Here is a 22,665-nt window from a genome sequence, read left to right on the forward strand (position 1 = left end):
AATATTAAGTACCAAGTACCAATGTATCAGGTATTGTTCAGGAGTGGGCTTTTGAGAGGGAGAAATTAACCACATTAGTTGCCTACTTTGTAAAATGCAGGAATAATAAGATATAAACATTCTGTTTTGGATTTAATTAAGGGTACATCTATAAAAAAGATATAAGTAATAGTAAGTCATAGGATGTTATAGAAGTTCGAACGCAACGTGAAAGCACGAAAACTATATATACTAAAAGTGCTTTTATCACCCGCTACACCGAAGTCGATGAACGTGAAGCAGCCTCAGCAAATCCACCCAACATATTGGGCTCGTAGCTCAGTCAGGCAGAGCGTCTGGCTTTTAACCAGACGGCCTAGGGTTCAAATCCCTACGAGCCCGCCATCACTTTGCAAGAGTGTTCACGTTCACATTTTTGAGGGAGGAGTAATATATTGAGAAAATTTAGCCTGCTCGACCATCAGTTGATCCCTAAACATGAGATAATGTTGGAAGATGAACTTAAATCTGTTTTAAAGCAATATGCCATAGAGAAGGAACAACTACCAAAGATAAAGGTCGTTGATCCAGTTATTCAGGAAATTGGGGCACAGGTTGGAGACGTCGTAAAGATTACACGTAACAGTCAGACCGCCAGCGAAGCATTCTACTATCGACTTGTCATCGCTTGAAAGCGATATTCACATTATTCAGACAGGGCTTTTTTGCAATAAACACAATAACCACATAAAGAAGGTGCTATCATAGCGTTAACCAAAGGACAGATCCCACGTTCGTTTTTCACGAAAGATAAGATCGTACAGCATCACATAGATTCCTACAATAAGTTTCTGGAGAGTGGTCTTCAAAAGATCATCGATGAACAGAAGATCATCGAGACCGACCTTGAAGACACATATATCAAACTGGGCAATATCCGCGTTGAGAATCCTGTAGTCAAGGAAGCGGACGGAGCTATCGAGAATCTCTATCCTAATGAAGCAAGGCTCAGGAACCTTTCCTATTCCGCACCACTCTACCTCCAGATGAGTGTTGTAGAAAATGATGAGGAGAAAGAACCACAGGAAGCAAAGATCGGGCAACTCCCGGTAATGATAAAATCAGACATCTGTAACCTCACTGAACTTGGCGAGGACGAGATGATAAAATACGGTGAAGACCCACTTGACCCGGGAGGATATTTCATTATCAACGGTACCGAGCGTGTGGTCATGACACTGGAAGACCTTGCTCCTAACAAGATTCTCACTGAATTCGGAGAAAGATACGGAGACATCATCGAAGTTTCAAAAGTATTCTCACAGAGAAGAGGATACAGAGCACTTGTTGTTGTGGAAAGAGGAAGAAAATCACTTCTTGAAGTCTCATTCCCATCCATTTCAGGCCGTCTTAACTTTATCACACTTATGAGAGCTCTCGGAGTGGAAACTGATGAGGAACTCGTAAAGGCAGTATCCACAGATCCCGAGATCATGAAGTTCATGTTCGAGAACCTTGAAGAAGCAGAGGTTGACAACATAGAGGATGCAATGGAGAAGATCGGCTCAAGAGTGGCTTCCGGGCAGGCAAGGGACTACCAGATCAAACGTGCAAACTACGTGATCGACAGATATCTTTTACCACACCTTGGAAACGAACCTCATGACAGGCCGGCAAAGGCAAACTTCCTTGGAAGAATGGCCGAATCATGTTTCGAACTGGCACTTGGAAGACGTAATCCGGATGACAAGGACCACTACTCAAACAAGAGACTGAAACTCACCGGTGACCTCATGGAAGATCTGTTCAGGGTCGCATTCAACAGGCTCTCAAGAGACATAAAATACCAGCTTGAAAGAGCGAACATGAGAAACCGTGAGCTCAATGTGATCACACTTGTAAGAGCAGACGTACTTACAGACAGGCTCCAGCACCCTCTTGCAACAGGTAACTGGGTAGGTGGAAGAACCGGTGTATCACAGCTTCTTGACAGAACTGATTATATCTCAACCCTTTCTCACCTCAGGCGTGTTATTTCCCCACTTTCAAGAGCACAGCCACACTTCGAGGCTCGTGACCTGCACCCGACACAATGGGGCAGACTTTGTCCATCAGAAACTCCAGAAGGTCCTAACTGTGGTCTTGTGAAGAACTTTGCACAAATGGTAGAGCTTTCCACAGGCACAGAGGAAGAAAAGAAAATAAAGAACATTCTTTACGACCTTGGTGTAGTGAAGGCAGTTCTGAACTCATCCCTGAAAGCACTTCCTGAGTATGATGAAGAACTTGATGATTATCTGGAAGATATAGAAGTGAGAAACGTAGTAGAAGAGGATAAGCCAGAACCGATCGGGTACACGAACTATTCAGAATCATTAGATGATATGGGAGGACTTCTCGATGAATGAAGCTAAAGTTTTCCTCAACGGAGAACTTGTAGGAACCCACACAGACCCTGCTGAACTGGTAGAGAATATCAGGGAGCAGCGCAGATCAGGCATGATGTCAGAACAGATCAATGTAACATATTATGAGGACATACATGAAGTTCTGATCAACACTGACATGGGTCGCGCAAGAAGACCACTGATAATTGTAAAGAACGGAGAATCACTCGTTACCGATGAGGAGATAGACCTCCTTGCAGAGGGCAAGATGGGATATTCCGAACTTACAAAGACAGGAAAGATAGAGTACCTTGACTCTGAAGAAGAAGAGAATGCATTCATTGCTCTTTACAAGAATGATATCACAGAGAGCCATACTCACCTTGAGATCAACCCGGGACTTATGCTCGGTATTTGTACCGGAATGGTACCATATCCTGAACACAATGCATCCCCACGTAACACAATGGGTGCAGCAATGGTCAAGCAGTGTATTGGCGTCTCAACATCAAACACCAAGCTCAGACCTGACACCCGTGCACACCTTTTACACTATCCACAGCGCGCAATGGTAAGAACGCAGACCTGTGAATCCATCCATTTCGATGACAGGCCGGCAGGACAGAACTTCGTTGTAGCGGTTATGTCCTACGAAGGACACAATATTGAAGATGCACTGGTCTTTAACAAGGGTTCAATCGAGAGAGGACTTGGAAGAAGTCACTTCCTCAGGACATTTGAGGGCGAGGAAAGACGCTACCCAGGTGGACAGGAAGACAAGTTCGAAATACCTGACTCTGAGTTCAGAGGTGCACGCAGTCCGGAAGCATATGCGAACCTTGACATTGATGGTCTTGTAAACCCTGAAACCAGAGTAGGTCCAAACGACGTACTTATCGGAAAGACCAGTCCGCCACGTTTCCTTGAGGAACAGTCCGACTTCGGAATCACAGTTGAGCAGCGCAGAGAAAGTGCAATAACAATGCGTTCCAACGAGAAAGGAGTCGTTGACACAGTCATTCTTACAGAATCAATTAACGGAACACGTCTTGCAAAGGTCAAGATAAGAGACCAGAGGATCCCTGAGATTGGCGACAAGTTCGCATCAAGACACGGTCAGAAGGGAGTTATCGGCCTTATCGTACCGTTTGCTGACATGCCATTTACAGAGAAAGGAATGGTTCCTGACCTTGTAATTAACCCACACGCAATTCCTTCACGTATGACTGTAGGTCACGTGCTTGAGATGATCGGTGGTAAGGTAGGCTCCATGGAAGGAAGAAGAGTTAATGCAACTGCATTCTCCGGAGAGAACGAAGACGATCTTCGTGCAGCTCTCAAGACACACGGATTCGCACACACAGGAAAGGAAGTATTCTTCGATGGTGTAACCGGAAAAAAGATCCAGGCAGATGTGTTCGTAGGGGTTATCCTTTACCAGAAACTGCACCACATGGTTGCATCAAAGATGCACGCAAGATCCAGAGGACCTGTACAGGTGCTTACAAGGCAGCCAACAGAAGGTCGTGCCCGTGAAGGAGGTCTGCGTTTCGGAGAAATGGAGCGTGATGTGCTTATCGGCCACGGTGCTGCAATGACACTGAAGGAAAGACTGCTCGATGAGTCTGACAAGGTCGTAGAACTTGTCTGCGGACACTGTGGAATGATCGCAACCTTTGACAGGAAAAGGAATATCAGATACTGCGCCAACTGTGGTGCTGAGACTGACATCCACCCTGTAGAGATGAGTTACGCATTCAAACTGCTGCTTGACGAAATAAAATCCCTTGGTGTGGCTCCAAGACTGCAACTAGAGGACGCTGTATAAGGGGTGAGTTAAAATGAACAATGATATTCCATCAATTCCAAAAAGGGTCGGCGCAATTAAATTCGGTCTACTCTCTCCTAAAGAAGTAAGGAAGATGAGTGTAACCGCAATCATCACCGCTGATACCTATGACGACGACGGTTATCCAATTGACATGGGTCTTATGGACCTTCGCCTTGGAGTTATCGACCCGGGTCTTAAATGTAAGACCTGTGGCAGCCGTGCAGGAGAATGTCCGGGACATTTCGGACACATAGATCTTGTTGCTCCTGTAATTCACGTTGGTTTTAACAAGACAATACGCAAGACACTGCGTTCAGTCTGTCGCAACTGTAGCAGACTACTTCTAGATGCAAGTAAGAAACAAGAGTTCCTCGACCAGTTAAACACTTGCAAGGAAATGGGACACCTTCCGGACAATATTATCAACGAAGTATTCAAGGAAGCACGCAAATCAAAGACCTGCCCATACTGCTCAACCGAACAGCTTGAGATCAAGTTCGAAAAGCCAAGTGATTACATTGAAGACGGCCACAAGCTAACTCCAACCGAGATTCGTGACCGTTTTGAGAACATTCCAGATGAGGATGTAAAAGTTCTTGGAATGGACCCCTCAAGTGCAAGGCCGGAATGGATGATTCTTACTGTACTCCCAGTACCACCGGTAACTGTCAGACCTTCAATTACACTTGAATCCGGTCAGCGCAGTGAAGATGACCTGACCCACAAGCTTGTAGATATTATCAGGATTAACCAGAGATTCCAGGAGAACAGGGATGCTGGTGCTCCACAGCTTATTATTGAAGACCTGTGGGAATTGCTCCAGTACCACGTTACAACCTTCTTCGACAACGAAGTATCAGGTGTACCTCCTGCAAGACACAGATCAGGAAGACCTCTTAAGACACTCACACAGCGTCTTAAGGGTAAGGAAGGACGTTTCAGAGGAAGTTTGTCCGGTAAGCGTGTGAACTTCTCAGCACGTACAGTTGTTTCACCTGATCCAAACCTCAGTATCAATGAAGTAGGCGTACCTTTTGCAATTGCCATGCAGATGACAATCCCTGAAAAGGTCACCACAAGGAACATTGAGCTTCTTCGTATGTACGTACAGCGCGGCAGTGAAGTTCACCCAGGTGCAAATTATGCAATCCGTGATGATGGAAGACGTATCAGAGTCTCTGAAATTAATAAGGAAGAACTCGCAGAGAAGATAGAAGTCGGATGGACTGTTGAAAGACAGCTTATGGACGGCGATATTGTCCTCTTTAACAGGCAGCCTTCACTTCACAAGATGAGTATCATGGCCCACAGAGTAAAGGTACTTCCATTTAAGACATTCAGACTTAACCCGGCAGTATGTGCACCATACAACGCTGACTTTGACGGTGACGAAATGAACATGCACGTTCTTCAGACCGAAGAGTCAAGGGCAGAGGCCAGCATCCTTATGCAGGTCCAGGAGAACATTCTTTCCCCGCGTTTCGGCGGACCAATTATCGGTGGTATACACGACCACATCTCAGGTCTTTTCCTGCTTACAAGGAACGAAAATGCAATCACAAAGAACGCAGCTCTTGAACTTCTAAGAAAATCTGATATAAGAGACCTGCCGGAGCCTGCAAGCTACTCAGAGAACGGAGAACCACTGTGGAACGGTAAGCAGATCTTCAGCCAGATCCTTCCAAAAGGACTTTACCTGGAGTTCCCTGCACAGGCTTGTTTTAAGTGTGATACCTGTAAGAAGAGGGACTGCGAATACAATGCATATGTGGTCATAGAAGATGGAGAGATGCTCCAGGGAACTATTGACGAACAGTCCATTGGTGCATTCAAAGGAAAGATCCTCGATAAGGTCGTAAAGGAATACAGCTCAGAAGCAGGAGCTAAGTTTGTAGATGACTTTACCAGACTTGCTATCCGTGGTGTGATGAAGACAGGCCTTAGTTTCGGAATAAGTGACGAAGACATACCCCCTACTGCGAAGATCCAGATAGGAAATCTCCTGAATGAGGCTGAAGAGAGGGTCAAAACGCTCATTGAAGCTTATGAGGCTAAGGAACTTGAACCATTGCCAGGACGTACACTTGATGAAACAATTGAAATGAAGATCATGCAGGAACTCGGTAAGGCCAGGGACCAGACCGGTAATATTGCAGGTAAACAGCTGGGTCTTGAGAATTCTGCAGTGCTCATGGCAAAGTCAGGAGCAAGAGGTTCAATGCTTAACCTTACTCAGATGGCAGCCTGTGTAGGACAGCAGGCGGTTCGTGGTGAAAGGATAAGAAGAGGTTATGCAGGAAGAACACTCCCACACTTTGACAAGGGTGACCTTGGTGCAGATGCTCACGGTTTCGTTAAGGCAAGTTATAAGAGCGGACTGAACCCTACAGAATACTTCTTCCACGCAATCGGTGGTCGTGAAGGTCTTGTAGATACTGCGGTTCGTACTTCCCAGTCAGGTTACCTGCAGAGGAGACTTGTTAACGCATTGCAGGATCTTGAGGTCCAGTATGACGGTTCTGTAAGAGAAACACGTGGTGTCATTGTCCAGTTCAAATATGGTGAAGATGGAATTGACTCCACAAAGAGTGACTATAGTAAACCTGAAGCGATCCATCGTATCGTCAGGAGAGTCACCGGGAAGGAGGTGAACTAAAATGACGATCAGTGAAGCTACTATTGATGCAATGATCGCAGGGCTCGATCTTCCGAAGAACATCATGAAGACCTTAAAGGATGACGTGATGAGGGTCGGAGTTACAAAGAAAGAGCTTGAAGATATCATCGAGCAGGTTATGAAAAGTTATGAGTATGCATGTGTAGAGCCCTGTGAGGCAGTGGGTGTGGTTTCAGCACAGTCCATTGGTGAACCGGGTACCCAGATGACCATGCGTACTTTCCACTATGCGGGTGTCGCTGAAATTAACGTTACCCTTGGTCTGCCACGTCTTATTGAGATCGTGGATGCAAGAAAGACACCAAGCACACCGATGATGACAATCGCATTGGAAGAGGAATACGCACAGGACAGGGATAAAGCACGCAGGCTTGCATGGGAGATAGAGGCAACTCATATAGAACACCTTGCAGACATAACAACTGACCTTGCAAATATGCAGCTAATTATCGATCTGCATGAGAAAACACTTACCCACAGAGCACTCACTCCTGACGAAATAGCTGATAAACTTCGTGATGAACTGGATGTCATGGTGAATGTTTCAGGCAGTGTTGCAAATCAGATAATTGTCACACCTAATGCACCATCATACCGTGAGCTGCTCCAGCTTGCAAAGAACATACACTCAATTACCCTTAAAGGAATTGAAGGTATCAAGAGGGTAGTTATCAGAAAAGATGGTGAGGAGTACACCCTCTATACAGAAGGTTCACAGCTTAAAGAAGTACTCCAGATTGAAGGTGTCGATGTTACAAGGACATCCACAAACAATATCGGTGAGATCTATGATGTATTTGGGATCGAAGCTGCAAGGAATTCAATAATAACTGAAGCTACTAACACACTTTCAGAACAGGGTCTTACTGTAGATATCAGACACATAATGCTTGTATCAGATATCATGTGCTGTGATGGAGAAGTAAAGCAGATCGGAAGACACGGTATTTCCGGAGAGAAAGCCAGTGTATTCGCCCGTGCAGCATTCGAAGTTACTGTTAACCACCTGCTTGATGCGGGAATGCGCGGAGACCGCGACGAACTTAATGGAGTTACAGAGAACATTATCGTGGGACAGCCTATAAAGCTTGGAACAGGAGATGTACATCTCATTACAAAATAACGCTTCATTATATAGAAGTATATAAAGAACAACCAGAAAGTAAATATACGGAATCACTTATTAATACAAATCTCAAACTGACGTTATAAATGAGTTGATATAAAATGGATATTAACATTGACAAAGCACTTATCAAAGTGATCAGAACCGGAAAGGTGATCATTGGGTCAAACAGGACCATTGATGCTGCTGTTAGCAATGACGCTAAAATGGTAGTACTCGCTGCAAATTGTCCTGCAGACGTGAGAGCCAAGATCGAAAGCACAAACGTACCGATACTCAACTACCCAGGCACAGGAACAGAACTTGGTCCTGCATGCGGAAAACCATTCATCATCGCTGCAATGGCAATCATTGACAGCGGAGAGTCTGATATTCTGGCTGCCGCTTAAAGGAGTTGCGATATTTGGGCGAGATCAAGTTATCCACTGAAGGTATCCGATACATCGCATTATTTGAAAAATTAACCGGCGCGGCGGTCAAAGATTGTATAATCGATGACGGAAGGATAATATATGTGATAAAGGCAGGCGACATGGGTGCTGCCATCGGAAGAAAGGGAGACCATATCAACCGTATGAAGAAAACAGTGGATAAACAGATAGATCTTGTCGAATATTCGGACGAACCCGGTGTTTTCATCAAAAATGCATTCAGTCCGGTAACTGTCAAATCAGTGAACATCACAAGCAGAAACAACAAACGATTAGCTTATGTAGAAGTATCTAATAAGGACAAGGGTCTTGCCATAGGACGCAATGGGAAAAACATTGAAAAGGTCAAACTTGTCGCAAAGAGACATCACGACATAGATGACGTAATACTGCAGTGATCGTTCGAATAATATCATACTCATCAAAGACATTAATTGGAGGATATAATATGCCAAATGGAAAATATGCAGCTCACACACTTCAGCGCATGCGAAAGGATGCAAGGTGGAAGGATCCTCGCTACAACAGGCGCACACTAGGTCTTGACGTAAAAGCAGACCCTCTTGGTGGTGCACCTCAGGGCAGAGGTATCGTACTGGAGAAAGTGGGTGTAGAGGCTAAGCAGCCAAACTCAGCAATCAGGAAATGTGTAAGGATTCAGTTGATCAAGAACGGGCGTCAGGTTTCAGCTTTCTGCCCTGGGGACGGAGCTATCAACTTTATTGACGAGCACGACGAAGTTACAGTAGAAAGAATCGGTGGCCGCATGGGTGGTGCAATGGGAGATATTCCCGGAGTACGCTTTAAGGTAACCGCTGTTAACAATGTATCTTTAAGAGAGATGGTCATTGGCCGTAAAGAGAAACCAAGGAGATAATCCTATGTACAAATTATTCGGAAAATGGGATCTCAGCGAGGTAGAGGTTGCTGATCAGGGAATCAGAAGGTACGTCAATCTCGACCCTGTAATCATCCCACATACAAATGGTAAGCATGCAAGACAGCAGTTCAACAAGTCAGACATCTGCATTGTAGAGAGGCTTGTTAACAACGTCATGCGCAACGAGCAGAACACAGGAAAGAAGCAGAGAGCAATGATGATCGTCTCTGAAGCTTTCGATATCATTAACAAGAGAACACAGAAGAACCCTGTACAGGTACTTGTAGAAGCTATTGCAAATGCAGGCCCAAGGGAAGAAGTTGTCAGACTTAAGTATGGTGGAATATCTGTACCAAAGGCAGTAGACACAGCTCCACAGAGACGTGTTGACTCCGCACTTAGATACATCACAAAGGGTGCAAACCAGGCAGCTTTCAAATCCAAGAGAAGTGCAGCAGATTGTCTTGCAGCAGAGCTTATTGCAGCTTCAAACCGCGATGCAAAATGCTTCTCGATCAACAGGAAAGATGCGAAAGAAAGAGTCGCAAAGGCAGCACGTTAACGCTGTACAATTATTAAGTAAGGGTAATTAATATGGCAAAAGATAAAATGGTCGACCGTGTCGCAACGCTCATGAGCGAGCCAAAGATGATTCGTAACATCGGCATCGTTGCGCACATTGATCACGGAAAAACAACTTTATCAGACAACCTTCTTGCAGGCGCAGGCATGCTCTCTAAAGAGCTTGCAGGTAACGCATGCTGGACAGACTCTGATGAAGAGGAACAAGCAAGAGGTATTACAATTGATTCCGCAAATGTTTCAATGGTCCACGAGTATAATGGACAGGAATATCTCATCAACCTTATCGACACACCAGGTCACGTAGACTTTGGTGGTGACGTCACACGTGCAATGCGTGCTGTGGACGGTGCAGTAGTGGTAATTGATGCTGTAGAAGGTACAATGCCACAGACAGAGACCGTTCTGAGGCAGGCACTTAAGGAACACGTCAAGCCAGTTCTGTTCATCAACAAGGTAGACCGTCTCATCAATGAGCTTCAGGTCGACGGACAGGAAATGCAGATAAGACTCGGAAAGCTCATTGACCACGTAAACAAGCTCATTAAGGGTATGAACGAAGAGCGTTACAAGGCAGGATGGAAAGTCGATGCAGCAGAAGGTACTGTAGCTTTCGGTTCAGCACTGTACAACTGGGCAATCAGTGTACCAATGATGCAGAAGACCGGAGTCAGTTTCCAGCAGATCTATGATTACAACAAATCAGAGGATCCAAATAGCATAAGGGAACTTGCAGACAAGTGCCCACTCCATGAAGTCCTGAACGATATGGTAATCAGGTTCCTTCCATCACCTCTTGAGGCACAGGAAGGAAGGATTAGCGCTATCTGGCACGGAGACAAGACTTCTCCGATTTACAAATCAATGATCAATGCAGACCCTAAAGCTGACCTTGCTTTCATGGTAACAGACATTACCATGGACCCACATGCAGGTGAAGTTGCAACCGGAAGGTTATTCAGTGGATCTCTTGAGCGTGGAATGGAAGTTTTCGTATCCGGCACATCAAGAAAGAACAGAATTCAGCAGGTCGGTGTTTTCATGGGTCCAAAGAGACTTGAAGTGGAGAAGATCCCTGCAGGAAACATTGCAGCTGTAACCGGGCTTAGAGATGCTATTGTTGGTTCAACAGTAACAACACTTGAAGGTATGGAGCCTTTCGAGAGTATCACCCACGCAAGTGAGCCTGTAGTTACTGTTGCTGTAGAAGCAAAGCACATGAAGGACCTTCCAAAGCTTGTTGATGTACTGAGACAGGTTGCAAAGGAAGACCCAACACTTAAGATCACACTTGACGAAGAGACCGGTGAACACCTTATGGCCGGTATGGGAGAACTCCACCTTGAAGTCATTGCACACAGAATTGAGCGTGACAAGGGCGTAGAGATCACAACCACACCACCTATTGTAGTATACCGTGAAACCATCCGTGGCAGTGCAGGTCCTGTAGAAGGAAAGTCACCAAACAGACACAACAGATTCTATGTTGAGATCGAGCCACTCGAGGAAGGCGTCAGAGACCTTATCAAAGCTGGTGAAATCTCCATGCGCATGCCTGAAGTCGAGCGTAGAGAGAAGCTCATGGAAGCAGGTCTGGACAAGGACGAAGCAAAGGGTATTGTAGATATCTTCGAGAGCAATGTTTACATTGACATGACAAAAGGTATCCAGCACCTTAACGAAACTATGGAGCTCATCCTTGAAGGATTCCACGAAGTAATGAAGGGAGGACCTCTTTCAAAGGAACCATGTATGGGTGTAAAGGTAAAGCTCATGGATGCAAAGCTTCACGAAGATGCAGTCCACAGAGGACCTGCACAGGTAATTCCTGCATCAAGACAGGGTATCCAGGCAGCAATGCTCATGGCAGATGACACACTTCTCGAACCATACCAGAAGGTATTCATTCAGGTACCACAGGACCAGATGGGTGGCGCAACCAAGGAAATCCAGGGACGCCGTGGAATCATCATCAACATGATCGCTGAAGGTGACATGACCATCATCGAGTCCAGGGCACCAGTATCCGAACTCTTCGGATTTGCAGGAGACATAAGATCCGCAACAGAAGGACGTGCAATGTGGAGCACAGAATTTGCAGGATTTGACACACTTCCAGCAAACATGACAGCAGAGATTGTATGTGGTATCAGAGAAAGGAAGGGACTTAAGAAGGAGCTTCCACAGGCATCTGATTACCTTAGCATGTAATCACAGGATTTTGCAGTATTTTAACTGCAAAACCTTATTTCGTCAGAAAGGTTTAAACGTAAAAAGACCTATTATGGCAAATCAAACTGATATATTGATATTAAACTAAAGGAGATATGAAAATGGCAGCTGAGAAACCACACATGAACTTAGCAGTTATCGGTCACGTAGACCACGGCAAATCAACATTTGTCGGAAGATTGATGTTCGAGACAGGAGCAGTACCTGCTCACCTTATCGAGAAATACAAGGCAGAAGCAAAAGAGAAAGGAAAAGAATCCTTCGCTTTCGCATGGGTAATGGACTCACTCAAGGAAGAGCGTGAGAGAGGAGTTACCATCGACATCTCCCACAAGAGATTCGACACAGACAAGTACTACTTCACAGTAGTAGACTGTCCAGGTCACCGTGACTTCGTAAAGAACATGATCACCGGTGCATCACAGGCGGATGCAGCTGTTCTTGTCGTAGCAGCACCTGATGGTGTAATGGCACAGACAAAGGAGCACGTTTTCCTTTCAAGAACACTCGGTATCAACCAGCTAATCGTTGCTGTAAACAAGATGGATGCAGCTGAATACAGCGAAGAGAGATACAACCAGGTAAAGGCAGATGTAAGCCAGCTTCTCGGAATGGTAGGATTCAAGGCATCAGAGATCCCATTCGTACCAACATCCGCATTCGAGGGTGACAACATCACAAAGTCAAGCCCTAACACTCCATGGTACACCGGTCCATCACTCCTTGAATGCCTCAACGAGCTCAAGGAACCAGAAAAGCCAGACACACTTCCACTCCGTATCCCTGTACAGGATGCATACACCATCTCCGGTATCGGAACTGTACCAGTAGGTAGAGTAGAGACCGGAATCATGAAGAAGGGTGACAATGTAATATTCAACCCAAGTGGCGTAGCTGGTGAAGTAAAGTCAATCGAGATGCACCACGAAGAAGTTCCACAGGCTGTCCCTGGAGACAACATTGGATGGAACGTAAGAGGTGTAGGCAAGAATGACGTACGCAGAGGAGATGTCTGTGGTCCAACAGCAAACCCACCATCTGTAGCAGACGAGTTCACAGGACAGATCGTAGTCCTTCAGCACCCATCTGCAATCACAGCAGGATACACACCAGTATTCCACTGCCACACCACCCAGACTGCATGTACTCTCATGTCCATTGACAAGAAGCTTGATCCAAAGACAGGTCAGGTCAAGGAAGAGAATGCAGCATTCATCAAGGCCGGTGACGCAGCAATTGTAACCATCAAGCCAACCAGACCAATGGTAATCGAGCCTGTAAAGGAAATCCCACAGCTCGGTAGATTCGCTATCCGTGATATGGGTATGACCATTGCCGCTGGCATGTGCATGAGTGTCAAACAGAAGTAAGACACTCAAATTTTCCTTTTTTTAGGAGAAGAGCAACATGTCACAGAAAGCAAGAATAAGATTATCAGGAATTAGTCCTGTAAACCTTGATGGTGTTTGCGATCAGGTAAAAGCTATTGCAGACAGAACAGGTGTAAGTATCTCAGGACCAGTTCCATTACCTACCAAGAAAATGGTAGTACCAGTCCGTAAAAGTCCAAGTGGTGACGGAACCGCTACATGGGATCACTGGGAAATGCGTGTACACAAGAGACTCATCGACATTGCAGCAGATGAGCGCGCACTCAGACAGCTCATGCGTATCCAAGTACCAAAGGACATCAATATCGAGATAGTACTCCAGAACTAAAAACTATAGTTATTGCCCATCAATAACTATAACCCTTAAGTTACAGATTACATCTGTAACCTACTCTACTTCTTAACTTTCATATAGCCAGCCAGTGCTGGCTATGAAAGATTCACAGACAGAACTGCTGCAAACAATCTATTTTAAAAAGTTCTTCCATCTACTTAAATACTACTGAATAAAAGTATCAGTACCGCAAAATTTATGTAAACAAGCAACTCATAAAAAATATGGGGTTTTATAATGAAACAAAAGGTATTGATATTGGGAGCTGGCTATGCCGGATCGGTAGTAGCTAACATATTGGCAAGAGAATTCAGAAATAAGATTGCAAAAGACGAATTAGAAGTGACTATTCTAGACAAGAATGACACTAATATAAATCAGGGTGGGTTCACCTTTATTCCTTTTGAACTTTATACCCCTGAAGACATCACAAGACCCCGCAAGAAGCTTATCAGCCCCAGGGTCAAATCATTTTTTGGAGCAGATGGGGAAGTAACGGCTGTTGACCTTAATAACAAAGAGATCACAGTCAAGAGCGATAAAAAATATACTTACGATTACCTTGTTATCGCAATGGGATGCAGAGCGGATCCTACGACTGTCCCCGGACTTACAGATGACTTGAACACTTTTTACACATCAATGGACGATGCCTTCAAGGTCAGAGATCTTGTTCAAAATATAAGCAGTGGAAAAGTTGTAGTTTCAGTTGCCTCAATGCCTGTACCCTGCCCCGGTGCACCAGTAAAATTCACATTTATGCTGGAAAGCTACCTGCGCAACGTAAAGAAGATCAGAGACGATGTACAATTAACACTTGTATGGCCTATGGAACCAATAGGACCCCCTGAATTCAATAAATTTGTAACATCCCAGATGAATGAAAAGGGTATAGAAGTTATTAGGAATTCCCCATTGACAAATGTAGATGCAGCCAAAAAAGAAATCACAACAAAAAGTGGAGAGAAAGTCAGCTACGATCTGCTGATAACTGTTCCAACACACAAAGCACCACAAGTATTGATCAATGCCGGACTTACGGACGAGAAAGGATGGCTTTCTGCAGATAAAGCCACACTACAATACCGTGGACCGGCAGGTGACCATGACAATGTCTATGTTCTTGGAGATCTGGGGCCTGCTGACATCCTCAAAACAGGGATTGGTGCTCACTATCAGGCAATTGCAGTGAGCCAGAGCCTAAAGAATGATATCTATGGAAACGGAATCCAGACACCTTATGAAGGCGAAACAGGATGTCCACTTGTTACCGAACTGGAAACGCCTTCTACTCCTGGAAGGGGATACATTGCCACCTGGAAATATAACAAATCACCGGAAGCATTCTCAACAACTAAAATGGGATGGTTCCTATACCGCATGTATTACCATATACACTGGGACATTAGTGTAAAAGGACTGTTCTGAGGAGATGAGAAAATGAGCGATGAAAACCTTATGAACCAGATATCAGGTGTCGAAATCAGACCAGCTGACGTTGAAGCTGTCTTAGACCTTATCAGAACAGCAAGAATACTGCAGGATTACATCAATGATCAGACAGCCCACGGAATTGCAGACCTCACATCCACAGTACTGAAACTCACAAACGCCATTATGTGCACTGACTTAATAGAAGTAATGGAAAGAGCAGTTCAGGATCCTGAGCTTGATAAAGCAATTCTTAACCCTCCAAAAGTAGGTCTGGCAGGAATGTTAAAACAAATGGGAGATGAAGACTTCCAGAAAGGAATGGGAGTTATGCTCACACTTGTAAAAGCAATAGGAAGAGCTGCCGAAGAATAAAATCATAAAACAGAGATTCCCGATTATACGGGAATTTTCTTTTCTTTATAAGGAACTTCATTAACTGTCTATTCTTCGCATCCATTGTCCCTGTTACTGTCGTAGAATTTGATAATGAATGTAGCTCCAGATGGAGTATTATCCTCCAGGGATATCTCACCGTATCTTTCGACTATCCTTTTTGCAATATACAATCCAAGACCAGTGTGTCCGGTTCTGCCATATTTGAAACCTTCATCAAATATGCGTCCTTTTATCTTATCCGGTATACCACTGCCATTATCTGATATTCTAAGTTCACAATAATCTTCCTTTGATTCCATGTGGAGATCGATAGTATCTGCTCTCCCATGAATAATAGCATTCTGTATTATATTGCCGATTACCGAATGAAGACCACTGTCCGCTTTTACCGAACAATATCCGGATATATTGATCTTTACAGGGAACTCCTGAGAAACTTCTAATGCAAGTATACGAAGATCAATTGTCACAAGCTCCCTGATATACATCAATGACTCAAAATCCTTCATCTCACGAATAAGTTTAGTGCTATGTTTCACAGCCTTTTCCGAGAGATCAAGTTCTTTTTCGGACATTCTCTCTTTCAGATTATCAATTGAAAGAGAAATAATATTCAGATCATTAAGAACATCATGTCTGAGTATCTGATTCACCAGACTCAATGTTTCCAGCAGATCTTCCTGTGCTTCTTTCTTCTTAATAAGTTCATACTCCCTCACTTTTAATTCCCGGTAAAGAAGATCATATGGACGTGCAAGACTTGTGACGACTATTGCCTTATAAATAAGATAAAATGACAACAGCTTGAAGAAATGACCCATCAGATTCGAAAAACCATAAACGTCTATATAAAAAGTGAAAGCCAGTTCTGCAAATATTGTGAGAATAATAGAAGCTATGATCAAGCTGTAGACCTTACTGTCAAATTGATCTTTATTCCTGTGAAGCAATATGGCGGAAGCAAGTAATATCAAGGATATAATATACTCACTTATGATCTTGAACTGAGTAAGACCACTGCCTTCGATATAACAATCAGGGAAATAGCCCTGATAAATGACTGCGAAGATAAGACACGTAAATGCAAAATATATAACGAGAACTTTTCTGTAATTGAGCTCTTTTTTCATAAGAAGAGGAGCGATCAAAAGTGAGATACTTTGCATATATCTGGCAGCTATCCATAACTGAGTAGGCAGGTTTGCATCATTGCCTGGAAAAATGCCCATTCCTTTGTAGCTAATTATATGCAGAAAGTCGATCCATGATACAAAAAAGAAACTTATTGCTATGAACAAAAGATATGAGTTTTTCAAATATTCCCTGGAGTTCCATGCAATAAGAAAAACAGCAGCAATAACTACTATACTTGCTACCTCAACTATACTATGGAATAAAAGATAGCTTTCAAGACTAATACGATATAATGCCAGAAGAACCAGAATTACAATAACTGTTTCAGAATATTTCTCATATACATTTTGTAAATTCACACCGTAATCTCCACGTTTGTTACACTAACCCTATGTTCAAAAGCAAAGTAATAATATAAAATTATTGTGATGACTTCGTTTTCTACTGCACATATCCGTACAACAGGATCGGTTCTTTGAAACGCCTTAAAATTTTTGAAGGGACAGCTCAATAACAAATATAGAATTATAGATAATGAAAACTGGAGCAAACATCAAATGGAATTAATTTCAGTCCTTATCAACAATACTCTTGCCACATACTTTGCAATCAGACCTCTTAGAGACTTTCATGTAATCCATTTCAGAGTTCAGACCATCCCATATCAGTAAACGATTAGTCAGGAGCTTACCTTTTCCAAGCAAATATTTAATGACTTCATTAGCCTGTATCATGGCAATTATACCTGGAGTAACACCTACTACCGGAAAAGTTTCCGATGGCGGTTCAGATGGGAATACACAATTAAAACACGCACTTTGCCCAGGGATGATTGTCATCGCCTGACCATCAAAGCCACGAATTGCACCATGGACCAGAGGAATTCCTTTCTCATGGGAAGCCTTATTCAATAAATAGCGGACATGGTAATTGTCCATTGCGTCGACTATTATGTCTGCATCTGCCACAAGGTCCATTATATTGGATTCATCTATTGTCAGGTAAAATGACCGGACTTCTATGTGAGGATTTATCATTCTGAGCTTTTCCTCTACAGATATGACTTTCTCTTTGCCAATGTCCTGTTCCCAGTGCAGGATCTGACGATTAAGATTTGTTTGCTCCACAACATCTTTATCTGCGATCCTCAAATGACCTATCCCGGCAACCGCTAGATACAATGCAATAGGACAGCCAAGTCCTCCGGCACCTGCTATAAATACTGTGGCATCTTTTAAGCGCTTCTGACCGCCCTTGCCAAAAAGCATGATCTGTCTACTGTATCTTTGAAGTTCATCATCGCTTAACATAGAATAGGTCCCATTTGGATCGCTGTAGATCATAGTTGAATTTAGTATGATTTTGACTACAATACCGAAATCAAGTTTATAACTTCATAAGTAGTCAAGCAATATAAGTCCAGAGGTCTAAACTGCCAATATCGCCTGCTAGATCTTCCCGATATCAACAAAAGATATTAAATATGAAAGATATATTCACAATTGTGAGACTTTTAATTTGAAAGCAAAAACCAAAAGGAATGAAAATGAAATTACCATGTCAGATGATAGTCTGGGACGTATTACCCGCCATAAGAGCAGCCATTGCAGAAGAGCTTATCAATTGCGGACTGTCACAGCAGGAAATTGCCAAACAGCTTGATATGGCACCTTCTGCGGTTTCACAATACCTGTCCAAGAAGAGAGGATACAGGATAGTGCTTGAACATGAAGTTAAAACATCTATCCGTCAGCTTGCCGAGGACCTGAAAGAAGAAAAGGTTGATGATCTTGTTTCAAGAATATGTGCAATATGCAGACAACTTAGGGAAGAAGGTCAGCAATGTGTTAATGACAATTAATATTTTTAAAAACTAAGAATCTACTTTGCCGGAGTTTCTAACCTCCGAACACAACCTGAATTATTCGCACATCATCACTGTTTTCGAGAATGGTGTCTTCAGGAATAATACACTTGTTCTTAGATACCAGAACCTCACCCTGACTTATGTCCAGATGTTGCAGCAATTCCTCTACTGTCAAAGGCCCCATGGCCAGTTCCTGTATATCACCGTTTGGAAGTATCACTTTCATGCATTTACCTTCTTAAAAAAATAAAATATGGAAGTAGTCTGGAGTGGTAGTTTGAAGTAGACGTTTTTCAGCAGGAGTCAGAAGACTCCTGCGGGATTTGAGGTTAAACCTCAAGCCAGGATCCGGACTCGAACCGGGACAGCTTTTCTTCACAGGAAATCTTAACTGCACCAATTTCCTGGTAATTGGCAAATAAATGCCGTATCACAATTGTGATAGAACCTAATACACAATTGTGATATTTAAGGATAACGTTCGTATGTTGACTAATAAAACACATTGGTGTTAAAATCTAAAGCAAATAGATAAGAAACATCCATAGGATACTAACACTATATTTATCTTCAATGAGAAACATGCAAAATGAGTTCAAGTAAAATATCAAAAAAGGACCTGTAGTGTAGCGGATATCACTTAAGCCTCCGGAGCTTAGAACCCGGGTTCGACTCCCGGCAGGTTCGACTCATAATCCATATAATCTCATATTATCAAAATCATTTTTGGCGATCCCATGAGTCAGAAACACACCTCGAAAGGAAAAAGGAAGACTGAAACCGAACAACAGAAGATGAAAGTCAAACTCCTCCCGCTTGCACTGGGGATACTGCTCATGGCAGCCGGTGCCATAGGAATCATGCATAGTTCGAATGACAGTGATCAATGGTCTGTTTCGGATGGAGGCATTCTTTCCTTTCCAGCAATAAAAAACATTGATTACAGCTCAAATGACATATCCGCAGCTAACGATGCAGACATCATCAGAGAAGTCAGTTTTGAAAGTAGTGGCTCTCAAATTGCAGGACTTATAAGGATTCCTGAGTCAGGTACAAATGTACCTGGTGTTGTAGTTCTTCCCGGGGCAGGAGTGTCAAAAGAACAACAGACAACAGTGCCTCAGTTACTTTCGTCCCTTGGATACGCATCCATAACTATAGACCAGAGAAATCTTGGAGGAATTAACCCGCAAGGTGACCTGGCACTTTACATTAATGGAACAGAGCCTGTGGAATATATGATGGTGCATGATGCACTTGCCGCTGCAAATGTTCTTGGTGAACAACCTGAAGTAAATGGAAGTGACATTGCAATGCTTGGTCTCAGTAATGGTGGCAGATTTGCCATAATCGCAACCGCAATAGAACCTGAAATAAAAGGAGTTATTGGAATTAGCACAAGCGGATATGACACTGACTCGATAGAAGTCAATGATAATGTTAACATGAACGCATATAGGTTTTACAGGTCAATTGACCCTGACAACTATCTGGGAATGATAAGCACACGAAGGTTTGTTATGTTACATTCTGTAAACGACAGCATTGTTCCTTATGAACTGGCACTCCGAACTTATGATAAAGCTGAAGAACCTAAGGTACTTTATCCTATCAACGGAAGCACACATGGATATTCCCGGCTTATGGCAGATGATATCCAAAAAGAGCTTGAGATAATGTTTCAATAACAAAGATAAAATAGAAAATCAAAAAAGTGAAGTCCCATTATAGTTCAAAGATGCAGTAATTAGTTCCTCTGGATGCGTATGAATGCCTGCCCACATGTAGAATAAAATCCTTCTTCTTCGCAGCGAACAACTCTTTCATATTCAAATCCTGAACTGACATCTGTTTTTTGTGTTGATTCGTTATTATTAATGTGTTTTTTCTTCAACTCAGGCAAACTCAGTACCTCCCTGTCCAGACACATAAAGTTAGCTACATATTACTATACACATATAAAATATATAAAATATACTAGTGCAGATATAATGTCCCGAATTTATATATAGAAAACGAGCATTAAATCCAGAACAAGGGCATGAAATAGGGTAAAAAATGGATAAAATGGGCATGAACATAAGAGGCGTCATTTTTGATATGGACAACACGCTTTTTGACTTTGTGGAAGCAAAGATGATCGCCTGCACAGAAGTTGTCGGTTTTCTTGGCGCAGGTGACCCGGAAGAGTTGTTCGAATATTTCCGCAGGGAAACTCATGGTTTTGAAAATCCGGAGAATATCAGGGACTACATGCTTGACAATGGAATTGATCCTTTGGAAAAATACCAGAGTTGTGTCAAGATCTATGAAACACAGAAGATAGATCATATCAGGCTCTACCCTTATGTCAGGGAAACCCTGGAAGAACTTAATGAAATAGGAATGGTGCTTGGAATTGTGACCGATGCCAACAGCGACAATGCAAGAAAAAGACTTGTGAAAACAGGTCTTGAAGACATGGTACATTCGCTTACAGCCCATGACATGACCGGTACGAAAAAGCCGGACCTTACACCTTTCAAATATGCTCTTGAAACTATGAGGCTTAAAGCTTCAGAAACACTTTTTGTCGGTGATAGCCTCAGAAGGGATATAGCTCCTTCAAAGCAACTTGGCATGATGGCCGCTTATGCAGCTTATGGAGACCGCAACAGCACAATGGACAGGACATCAGGTGAATACAAACCTGACAGAACCCTCAACAACTTCCGTGAGGTTCTGGAAATAGTACTTGAATTCAGTGAAAATGACAGAATATGACGTTATTGTTGTAGGCGGAGGACCAATTGGTTCTGTGGCGGCAAGATATGCTGCAATTAATGGTTCAAAAACGCTGATCTTAGAAGACCACGCATTCATAGGTAGTCCGGTGGGATGCACCGGACTGTTAAGCACAAGAGCGGTCAGCGAATGTGAGATCGGTCCCTCGGACAGCTCCATCCTGAACTCTGTAAGAGGAGCATTTATTCATCCAATGCAGGGAGATTGCCTGCCAGTTGACGGGAAGAAAACCAAAGCTTACGTTGTTTCCAGAAAGATATTTGACAGGAAACTTGCTGCCAAAGCTCTTGAAGAAGATGTTGACCTGTGGTTGAACTCAAGAGTTACGGGCATAGAGAGATCACAGAATAAGCAGAAGGTTTCCGTAGTTAGGAGCGGTGAAAAACAGGTTCTGAAAGCGAAGGTAGTAATTGGTGCAGACGGTGTTCGCAGCCAGATTGCTAAATGGTCCGGACTTGGAAATGTAATCGAAGTGCTGCCGGGAATTCAGGCCGAAGTACCTTACCAAAGTGATGATACTAATTTTGTGGAACTATTCCTTGGCTCACAGGTTCCCGGATTCTTTGGATGGACCGTTCCTGTCAATGAAAGTATTTCACGTGTTGGAATGGCTGTTGACCCGAAATATGGAATGCCAGCACACCGGGTCCTTGAGAATCTGCTTACAAAAAATAAGCATGTAGCTTCAAGATATAGTGCCGGGAAGCTTGATCTTGTAATGGGGGGAATTCCCCTGGGACCTCTTGAAAAAACATACTCAGATGGCGTGATTATCGTCGGAGACGCTGCAGGACAGGTCAAACCCACATCAGGAGGAGGCATCTATACCGGAGCAGTGTGTGCAAAGATCGCAGGTGAAATTGCTGCAAAGGCTGCAGAACAGGAGAACAGCTCGGCATCATTCCTTTCTGAATACGACAGGCAGTGGAGAGCAAAGCTTGGAAAGGAACTTGCCATGGGAATGAGAATACACAGGTTTGCCGCCGGGCTTAAAGATAAAGAAATAGATGAGCTGATAGGTTCTATGAACAATTCTACTATTCTTGATACAATAACACGTTACGGTGACATGGACCATCCTTCAATACTGATAAAAAAGATGCTGCACCCATCTAAATCGGTGCATATGCTAAAGATATTCAGAGCTTTTGCAAAGGCGGTACTCTGAATATGATCACAGTGACATATTACAAAATATGT

At 43.4% G+C, this 22,665-nt stretch carries 22 protein-coding genes and 2 tRNA genes; 20 read left to right on the forward strand and 4 right to left on the reverse strand.

Annotation, left to right across the window (positions count from 1 at the left end):
• Positions 1-307: 307 nt before the first annotated feature.
• The 15 genes from BLP52_RS02165 to BLP52_RS02235 all read left to right on the forward strand — a co-directional run bounded on the left by BLP52_RS02165 (position 308) and on the right by BLP52_RS02235 (position 15,656).
• A tRNA-Lys gene (locus BLP52_RS02165) sits at positions 308-384 on the forward strand.
• 50 nt (positions 385-434) lie between these two features.
• Positions 435-671, forward strand: coding sequence for a DNA-directed RNA polymerase subunit H (locus BLP52_RS02170; protein ID WP_091708282.1), 237 nt, complete (start codon positions 435-437; stop codon positions 669-671).
• A 93-nt stretch (positions 672-764) separates the two neighbouring features.
• Complete coding sequence (locus BLP52_RS02175; protein WP_091708284.1) at positions 765-2,387, forward strand: DNA-directed RNA polymerase subunit B''; 1,623 nt, start codon at positions 765-767, stop codon at positions 2,385-2,387.
• The gene (gene rpoB / locus BLP52_RS02180; protein WP_091708286.1) at positions 2,380-4,194 is read left to right on the forward strand and encodes a DNA-directed RNA polymerase subunit B; all 1,815 of its coding nucleotides are present in this window, start codon (positions 2,380-2,382) and stop codon (positions 4,192-4,194) included. Before BLP52_RS02175 ends, rpoB begins: the two co-directional genes overlap by 8 nt.
• Before the next feature lie 13 nt (positions 4,195-4,207).
• Positions 4,208-6,853, forward strand: coding sequence for a DNA-directed RNA polymerase subunit A' (locus tag BLP52_RS02185; RefSeq protein WP_091708288.1), 2,646 nt, complete (start codon positions 4,208-4,210; stop codon positions 6,851-6,853).
• 31 nt (positions 6,854-6,884) lie between these two features.
• Positions 6,885-7,997: a DNA-directed RNA polymerase subunit A'' gene (gene rpoA2, locus BLP52_RS02190; protein WP_394328622.1), complete on the forward strand. Its 1,113-nt coding sequence runs from the start codon at positions 6,885-6,887 to the stop codon at positions 7,995-7,997.
• Between the two features lie 104 nt (positions 7,998-8,101).
• A complete protein-coding gene (locus tag BLP52_RS02195; RefSeq protein ID WP_091708292.1) occupies positions 8,102-8,389 on the forward strand; it encodes a 50S ribosomal protein L30e in 288 nt (95 codons plus the stop codon).
• 14 nt (positions 8,390-8,403) lie between these two features.
• A complete protein-coding gene (locus tag BLP52_RS02200; RefSeq protein ID WP_023845899.1) occupies positions 8,404-8,829 on the forward strand; it encodes a NusA-like transcription termination signal-binding factor in 426 nt (141 codons plus the stop codon).
• A 50-nt stretch (positions 8,830-8,879) separates the two neighbouring features.
• On the forward strand, positions 8,880-9,308 hold the full coding sequence (locus tag BLP52_RS02205; protein WP_023845898.1) for a 30S ribosomal protein S12: 429 nt from the start codon (positions 8,880-8,882) through the stop codon (positions 9,306-9,308).
• Positions 9,309-9,312: 4 nt separating this feature from the next.
• Positions 9,313-9,873, forward strand: a complete 561-nt coding sequence (locus BLP52_RS02210) for a 30S ribosomal protein S7 (RefSeq protein ID WP_091708294.1) — start codon at positions 9,313-9,315, stop codon at positions 9,871-9,873.
• A 32-nt stretch (positions 9,874-9,905) separates the two neighbouring features.
• Positions 9,906-12,104: an elongation factor EF-2 gene (locus tag BLP52_RS02215; protein ID WP_091708296.1), complete on the forward strand. Its 2,199-nt coding sequence runs from the start codon at positions 9,906-9,908 to the stop codon at positions 12,102-12,104.
• Between the two features lie 122 nt (positions 12,105-12,226).
• A complete protein-coding gene (tuf, locus tag BLP52_RS02220) occupies positions 12,227-13,495 on the forward strand; it encodes a translation elongation factor EF-1 subunit alpha (RefSeq protein WP_091708298.1) in 1,269 nt (422 codons plus the stop codon).
• A 37-nt stretch (positions 13,496-13,532) separates the two neighbouring features.
• Positions 13,533-13,844, forward strand: a complete 312-nt coding sequence (gene rpsJ, locus BLP52_RS02225) for a 30S ribosomal protein S10 (protein ID WP_015052947.1) — start codon at positions 13,533-13,535, stop codon at positions 13,842-13,844.
• Positions 13,845-14,087: 243 nt separating this feature from the next.
• On the forward strand, positions 14,088-15,278 hold the full coding sequence (locus tag BLP52_RS02230; RefSeq protein ID WP_091708300.1) for an NAD(P)/FAD-dependent oxidoreductase: 1,191 nt from the start codon (positions 14,088-14,090) through the stop codon (positions 15,276-15,278).
• A 12-nt stretch (positions 15,279-15,290) separates the two neighbouring features.
• A complete protein-coding gene (locus BLP52_RS02235) occupies positions 15,291-15,656 on the forward strand; it encodes a helical membrane plugin domain-containing protein (RefSeq protein ID WP_238380687.1) in 366 nt (121 codons plus the stop codon).
• Positions 15,657-15,724: 68 nt separating this feature from the next.
• Here BLP52_RS02235 and BLP52_RS02240 read toward each other — a convergent pair whose 3' ends face one another.
• Both BLP52_RS02240 and BLP52_RS02245 read right to left on the reverse strand, forming a co-directional pair.
• Entirely contained in the window at positions 15,725-17,173 is a 1,449-nt protein-coding gene (locus tag BLP52_RS02240; RefSeq protein ID WP_091708302.1) for a sensor histidine kinase, read from the reverse strand.
• 210 nt (positions 17,174-17,383) lie between these two features.
• Positions 17,384-18,124: a HesA/MoeB/ThiF family protein gene (locus BLP52_RS02245; RefSeq protein WP_091708304.1), complete on the reverse strand. Its 741-nt coding sequence runs from the start codon at positions 18,122-18,124 to the stop codon at positions 17,384-17,386.
• Positions 18,125-18,360: 236 nt separating this feature from the next.
• Here BLP52_RS02245 and BLP52_RS02250 point away from each other — a divergent pair, with 236 nt between their 5' ends.
• Positions 18,361-18,675: a transcriptional regulator gene (locus BLP52_RS02250; RefSeq protein ID WP_091708305.1), complete on the forward strand. Its 315-nt coding sequence runs from the start codon at positions 18,361-18,363 to the stop codon at positions 18,673-18,675.
• A 37-nt stretch (positions 18,676-18,712) separates the two neighbouring features.
• Here BLP52_RS02250 and thiS read toward each other — a convergent pair whose 3' ends face one another.
• Positions 18,713-18,907 carry a sulfur carrier protein ThiS gene (gene thiS, locus BLP52_RS02255; protein WP_091708307.1) on the reverse strand — a complete coding sequence of 65 codons (195 nt, stop codon included), beginning with the start codon at positions 18,905-18,907 and terminating at the stop codon, positions 18,713-18,715.
• A gap of 389 nt (positions 18,908-19,296) precedes the next feature.
• Between thiS and BLP52_RS02260 the strand changes: the two genes are divergently transcribed.
• A tRNA-Arg gene (locus tag BLP52_RS02260) sits at positions 19,297-19,368 on the forward strand.
• 50 nt (positions 19,369-19,418) lie between these two features.
• A complete protein-coding gene (locus BLP52_RS02265; protein ID WP_091708308.1) occupies positions 19,419-20,369 on the forward strand; it encodes an alpha/beta hydrolase in 951 nt (316 codons plus the stop codon).
• 59 nt (positions 20,370-20,428) lie between these two features.
• On the opposite strand, the gene BLP52_RS14250 is transcribed toward BLP52_RS02265, so the two are convergent.
• On the reverse strand, positions 20,429-20,584 hold the full coding sequence (locus BLP52_RS14250) for a hypothetical protein (RefSeq protein ID WP_154717768.1): 156 nt from the start codon (positions 20,582-20,584) through the stop codon (positions 20,429-20,431).
• Positions 20,585-20,739: 155 nt separating this feature from the next.
• Between BLP52_RS14250 and BLP52_RS02270 the strand changes: the two genes are divergently transcribed.
• Both BLP52_RS02270 and BLP52_RS02275 read left to right on the forward strand, forming a co-directional pair.
• Positions 20,740-21,444 carry an HAD family hydrolase gene (locus BLP52_RS02270; protein WP_238380688.1) on the forward strand — a complete coding sequence of 235 codons (705 nt, stop codon included), beginning with the start codon at positions 20,740-20,742 and terminating at the stop codon, positions 21,442-21,444.
• Positions 21,425-22,633, forward strand: a complete 1,209-nt coding sequence (locus BLP52_RS02275; RefSeq protein ID WP_338011363.1) for an NAD(P)/FAD-dependent oxidoreductase — start codon at positions 21,425-21,427, stop codon at positions 22,631-22,633. The genes BLP52_RS02270 and BLP52_RS02275 overlap by 20 nt, the downstream gene beginning before the upstream one ends.
• Positions 22,634-22,665 lie beyond the last annotated feature (32 nt).

It is taken from the genome of Methanolobus vulcani, from assembly GCF_900100715.1.
Lineage (GTDB): Archaea > Halobacteriota > Methanosarcinia > Methanosarcinales > Methanosarcinaceae > Methanolobus > Methanolobus vulcani.

Bases quoted from the DNA above. Each gene is read 5' to 3' on its own strand.
- BLP52_RS02235 (WP_238380687.1), top strand. From the start codon at position 15,291: ATGAGCGATGAAAACCTTATGAACCAGATATCAGGTGTCGAAATCAGA.
- BLP52_RS02195 (WP_091708292.1), top strand. From the start codon at position 8,102: ATGGATATTAACATTGACAAAGCACTTATCAAAGTGATCAGAACCGGA.
- BLP52_RS02185 (WP_091708288.1), top strand. From the start codon at position 4,208: ATGAACAATGATATTCCATCAATTCCAAAAAGGGTCGGCGCAATTAAA.
- BLP52_RS02230 (WP_091708300.1), top strand. From the start codon at position 14,088: ATGAAACAAAAGGTATTGATATTGGGAGCTGGCTATGCCGGATCGGTA.
- BLP52_RS02270 (WP_238380688.1), top strand. From the start codon at position 20,740: ATGGATAAAATGGGCATGAACATAAGAGGCGTCATTTTTGATATGGAC.
- BLP52_RS02210 (WP_091708294.1), top strand. From the start codon at position 9,313: ATGTACAAATTATTCGGAAAATGGGATCTCAGCGAGGTAGAGGTTGCT.
- BLP52_RS02250 (WP_091708305.1), top strand. From the start codon at position 18,361: ATGAAATTACCATGTCAGATGATAGTCTGGGACGTATTACCCGCCATA.
- rpoA2 (WP_394328622.1), top strand. From the start codon at position 6,885: ATGATCGCAGGGCTCGATCTTCCGAAGAACATCATGAAGACCTTAAAG.
- BLP52_RS02215 (WP_091708296.1), top strand. From the start codon at position 9,906: ATGGCAAAAGATAAAATGGTCGACCGTGTCGCAACGCTCATGAGCGAG.
- rpsJ (WP_015052947.1), top strand. From the start codon at position 13,533: ATGTCACAGAAAGCAAGAATAAGATTATCAGGAATTAGTCCTGTAAAC.
- BLP52_RS02265 (WP_091708308.1), top strand. From the start codon at position 19,419: ATGAGTCAGAAACACACCTCGAAAGGAAAAAGGAAGACTGAAACCGAA.
- rpoB (WP_091708286.1), top strand. From the start codon at position 2,380: ATGAATGAAGCTAAAGTTTTCCTCAACGGAGAACTTGTAGGAACCCAC.
- thiS (WP_091708307.1), bottom strand. From the start codon at position 18,907: ATGAAAGTGATACTTCCAAACGGTGATATACAGGAACTGGCCATGGGG.
- BLP52_RS02245 (WP_091708304.1), bottom strand. From the start codon at position 18,124: ATGTTAAGCGATGATGAACTTCAAAGATACAGTAGACAGATCATGCTT.
- tuf (WP_091708298.1), top strand. From the start codon at position 12,227: ATGGCAGCTGAGAAACCACACATGAACTTAGCAGTTATCGGTCACGTA.
- BLP52_RS02205 (WP_023845898.1), top strand. From the start codon at position 8,880: ATGCCAAATGGAAAATATGCAGCTCACACACTTCAGCGCATGCGAAAG.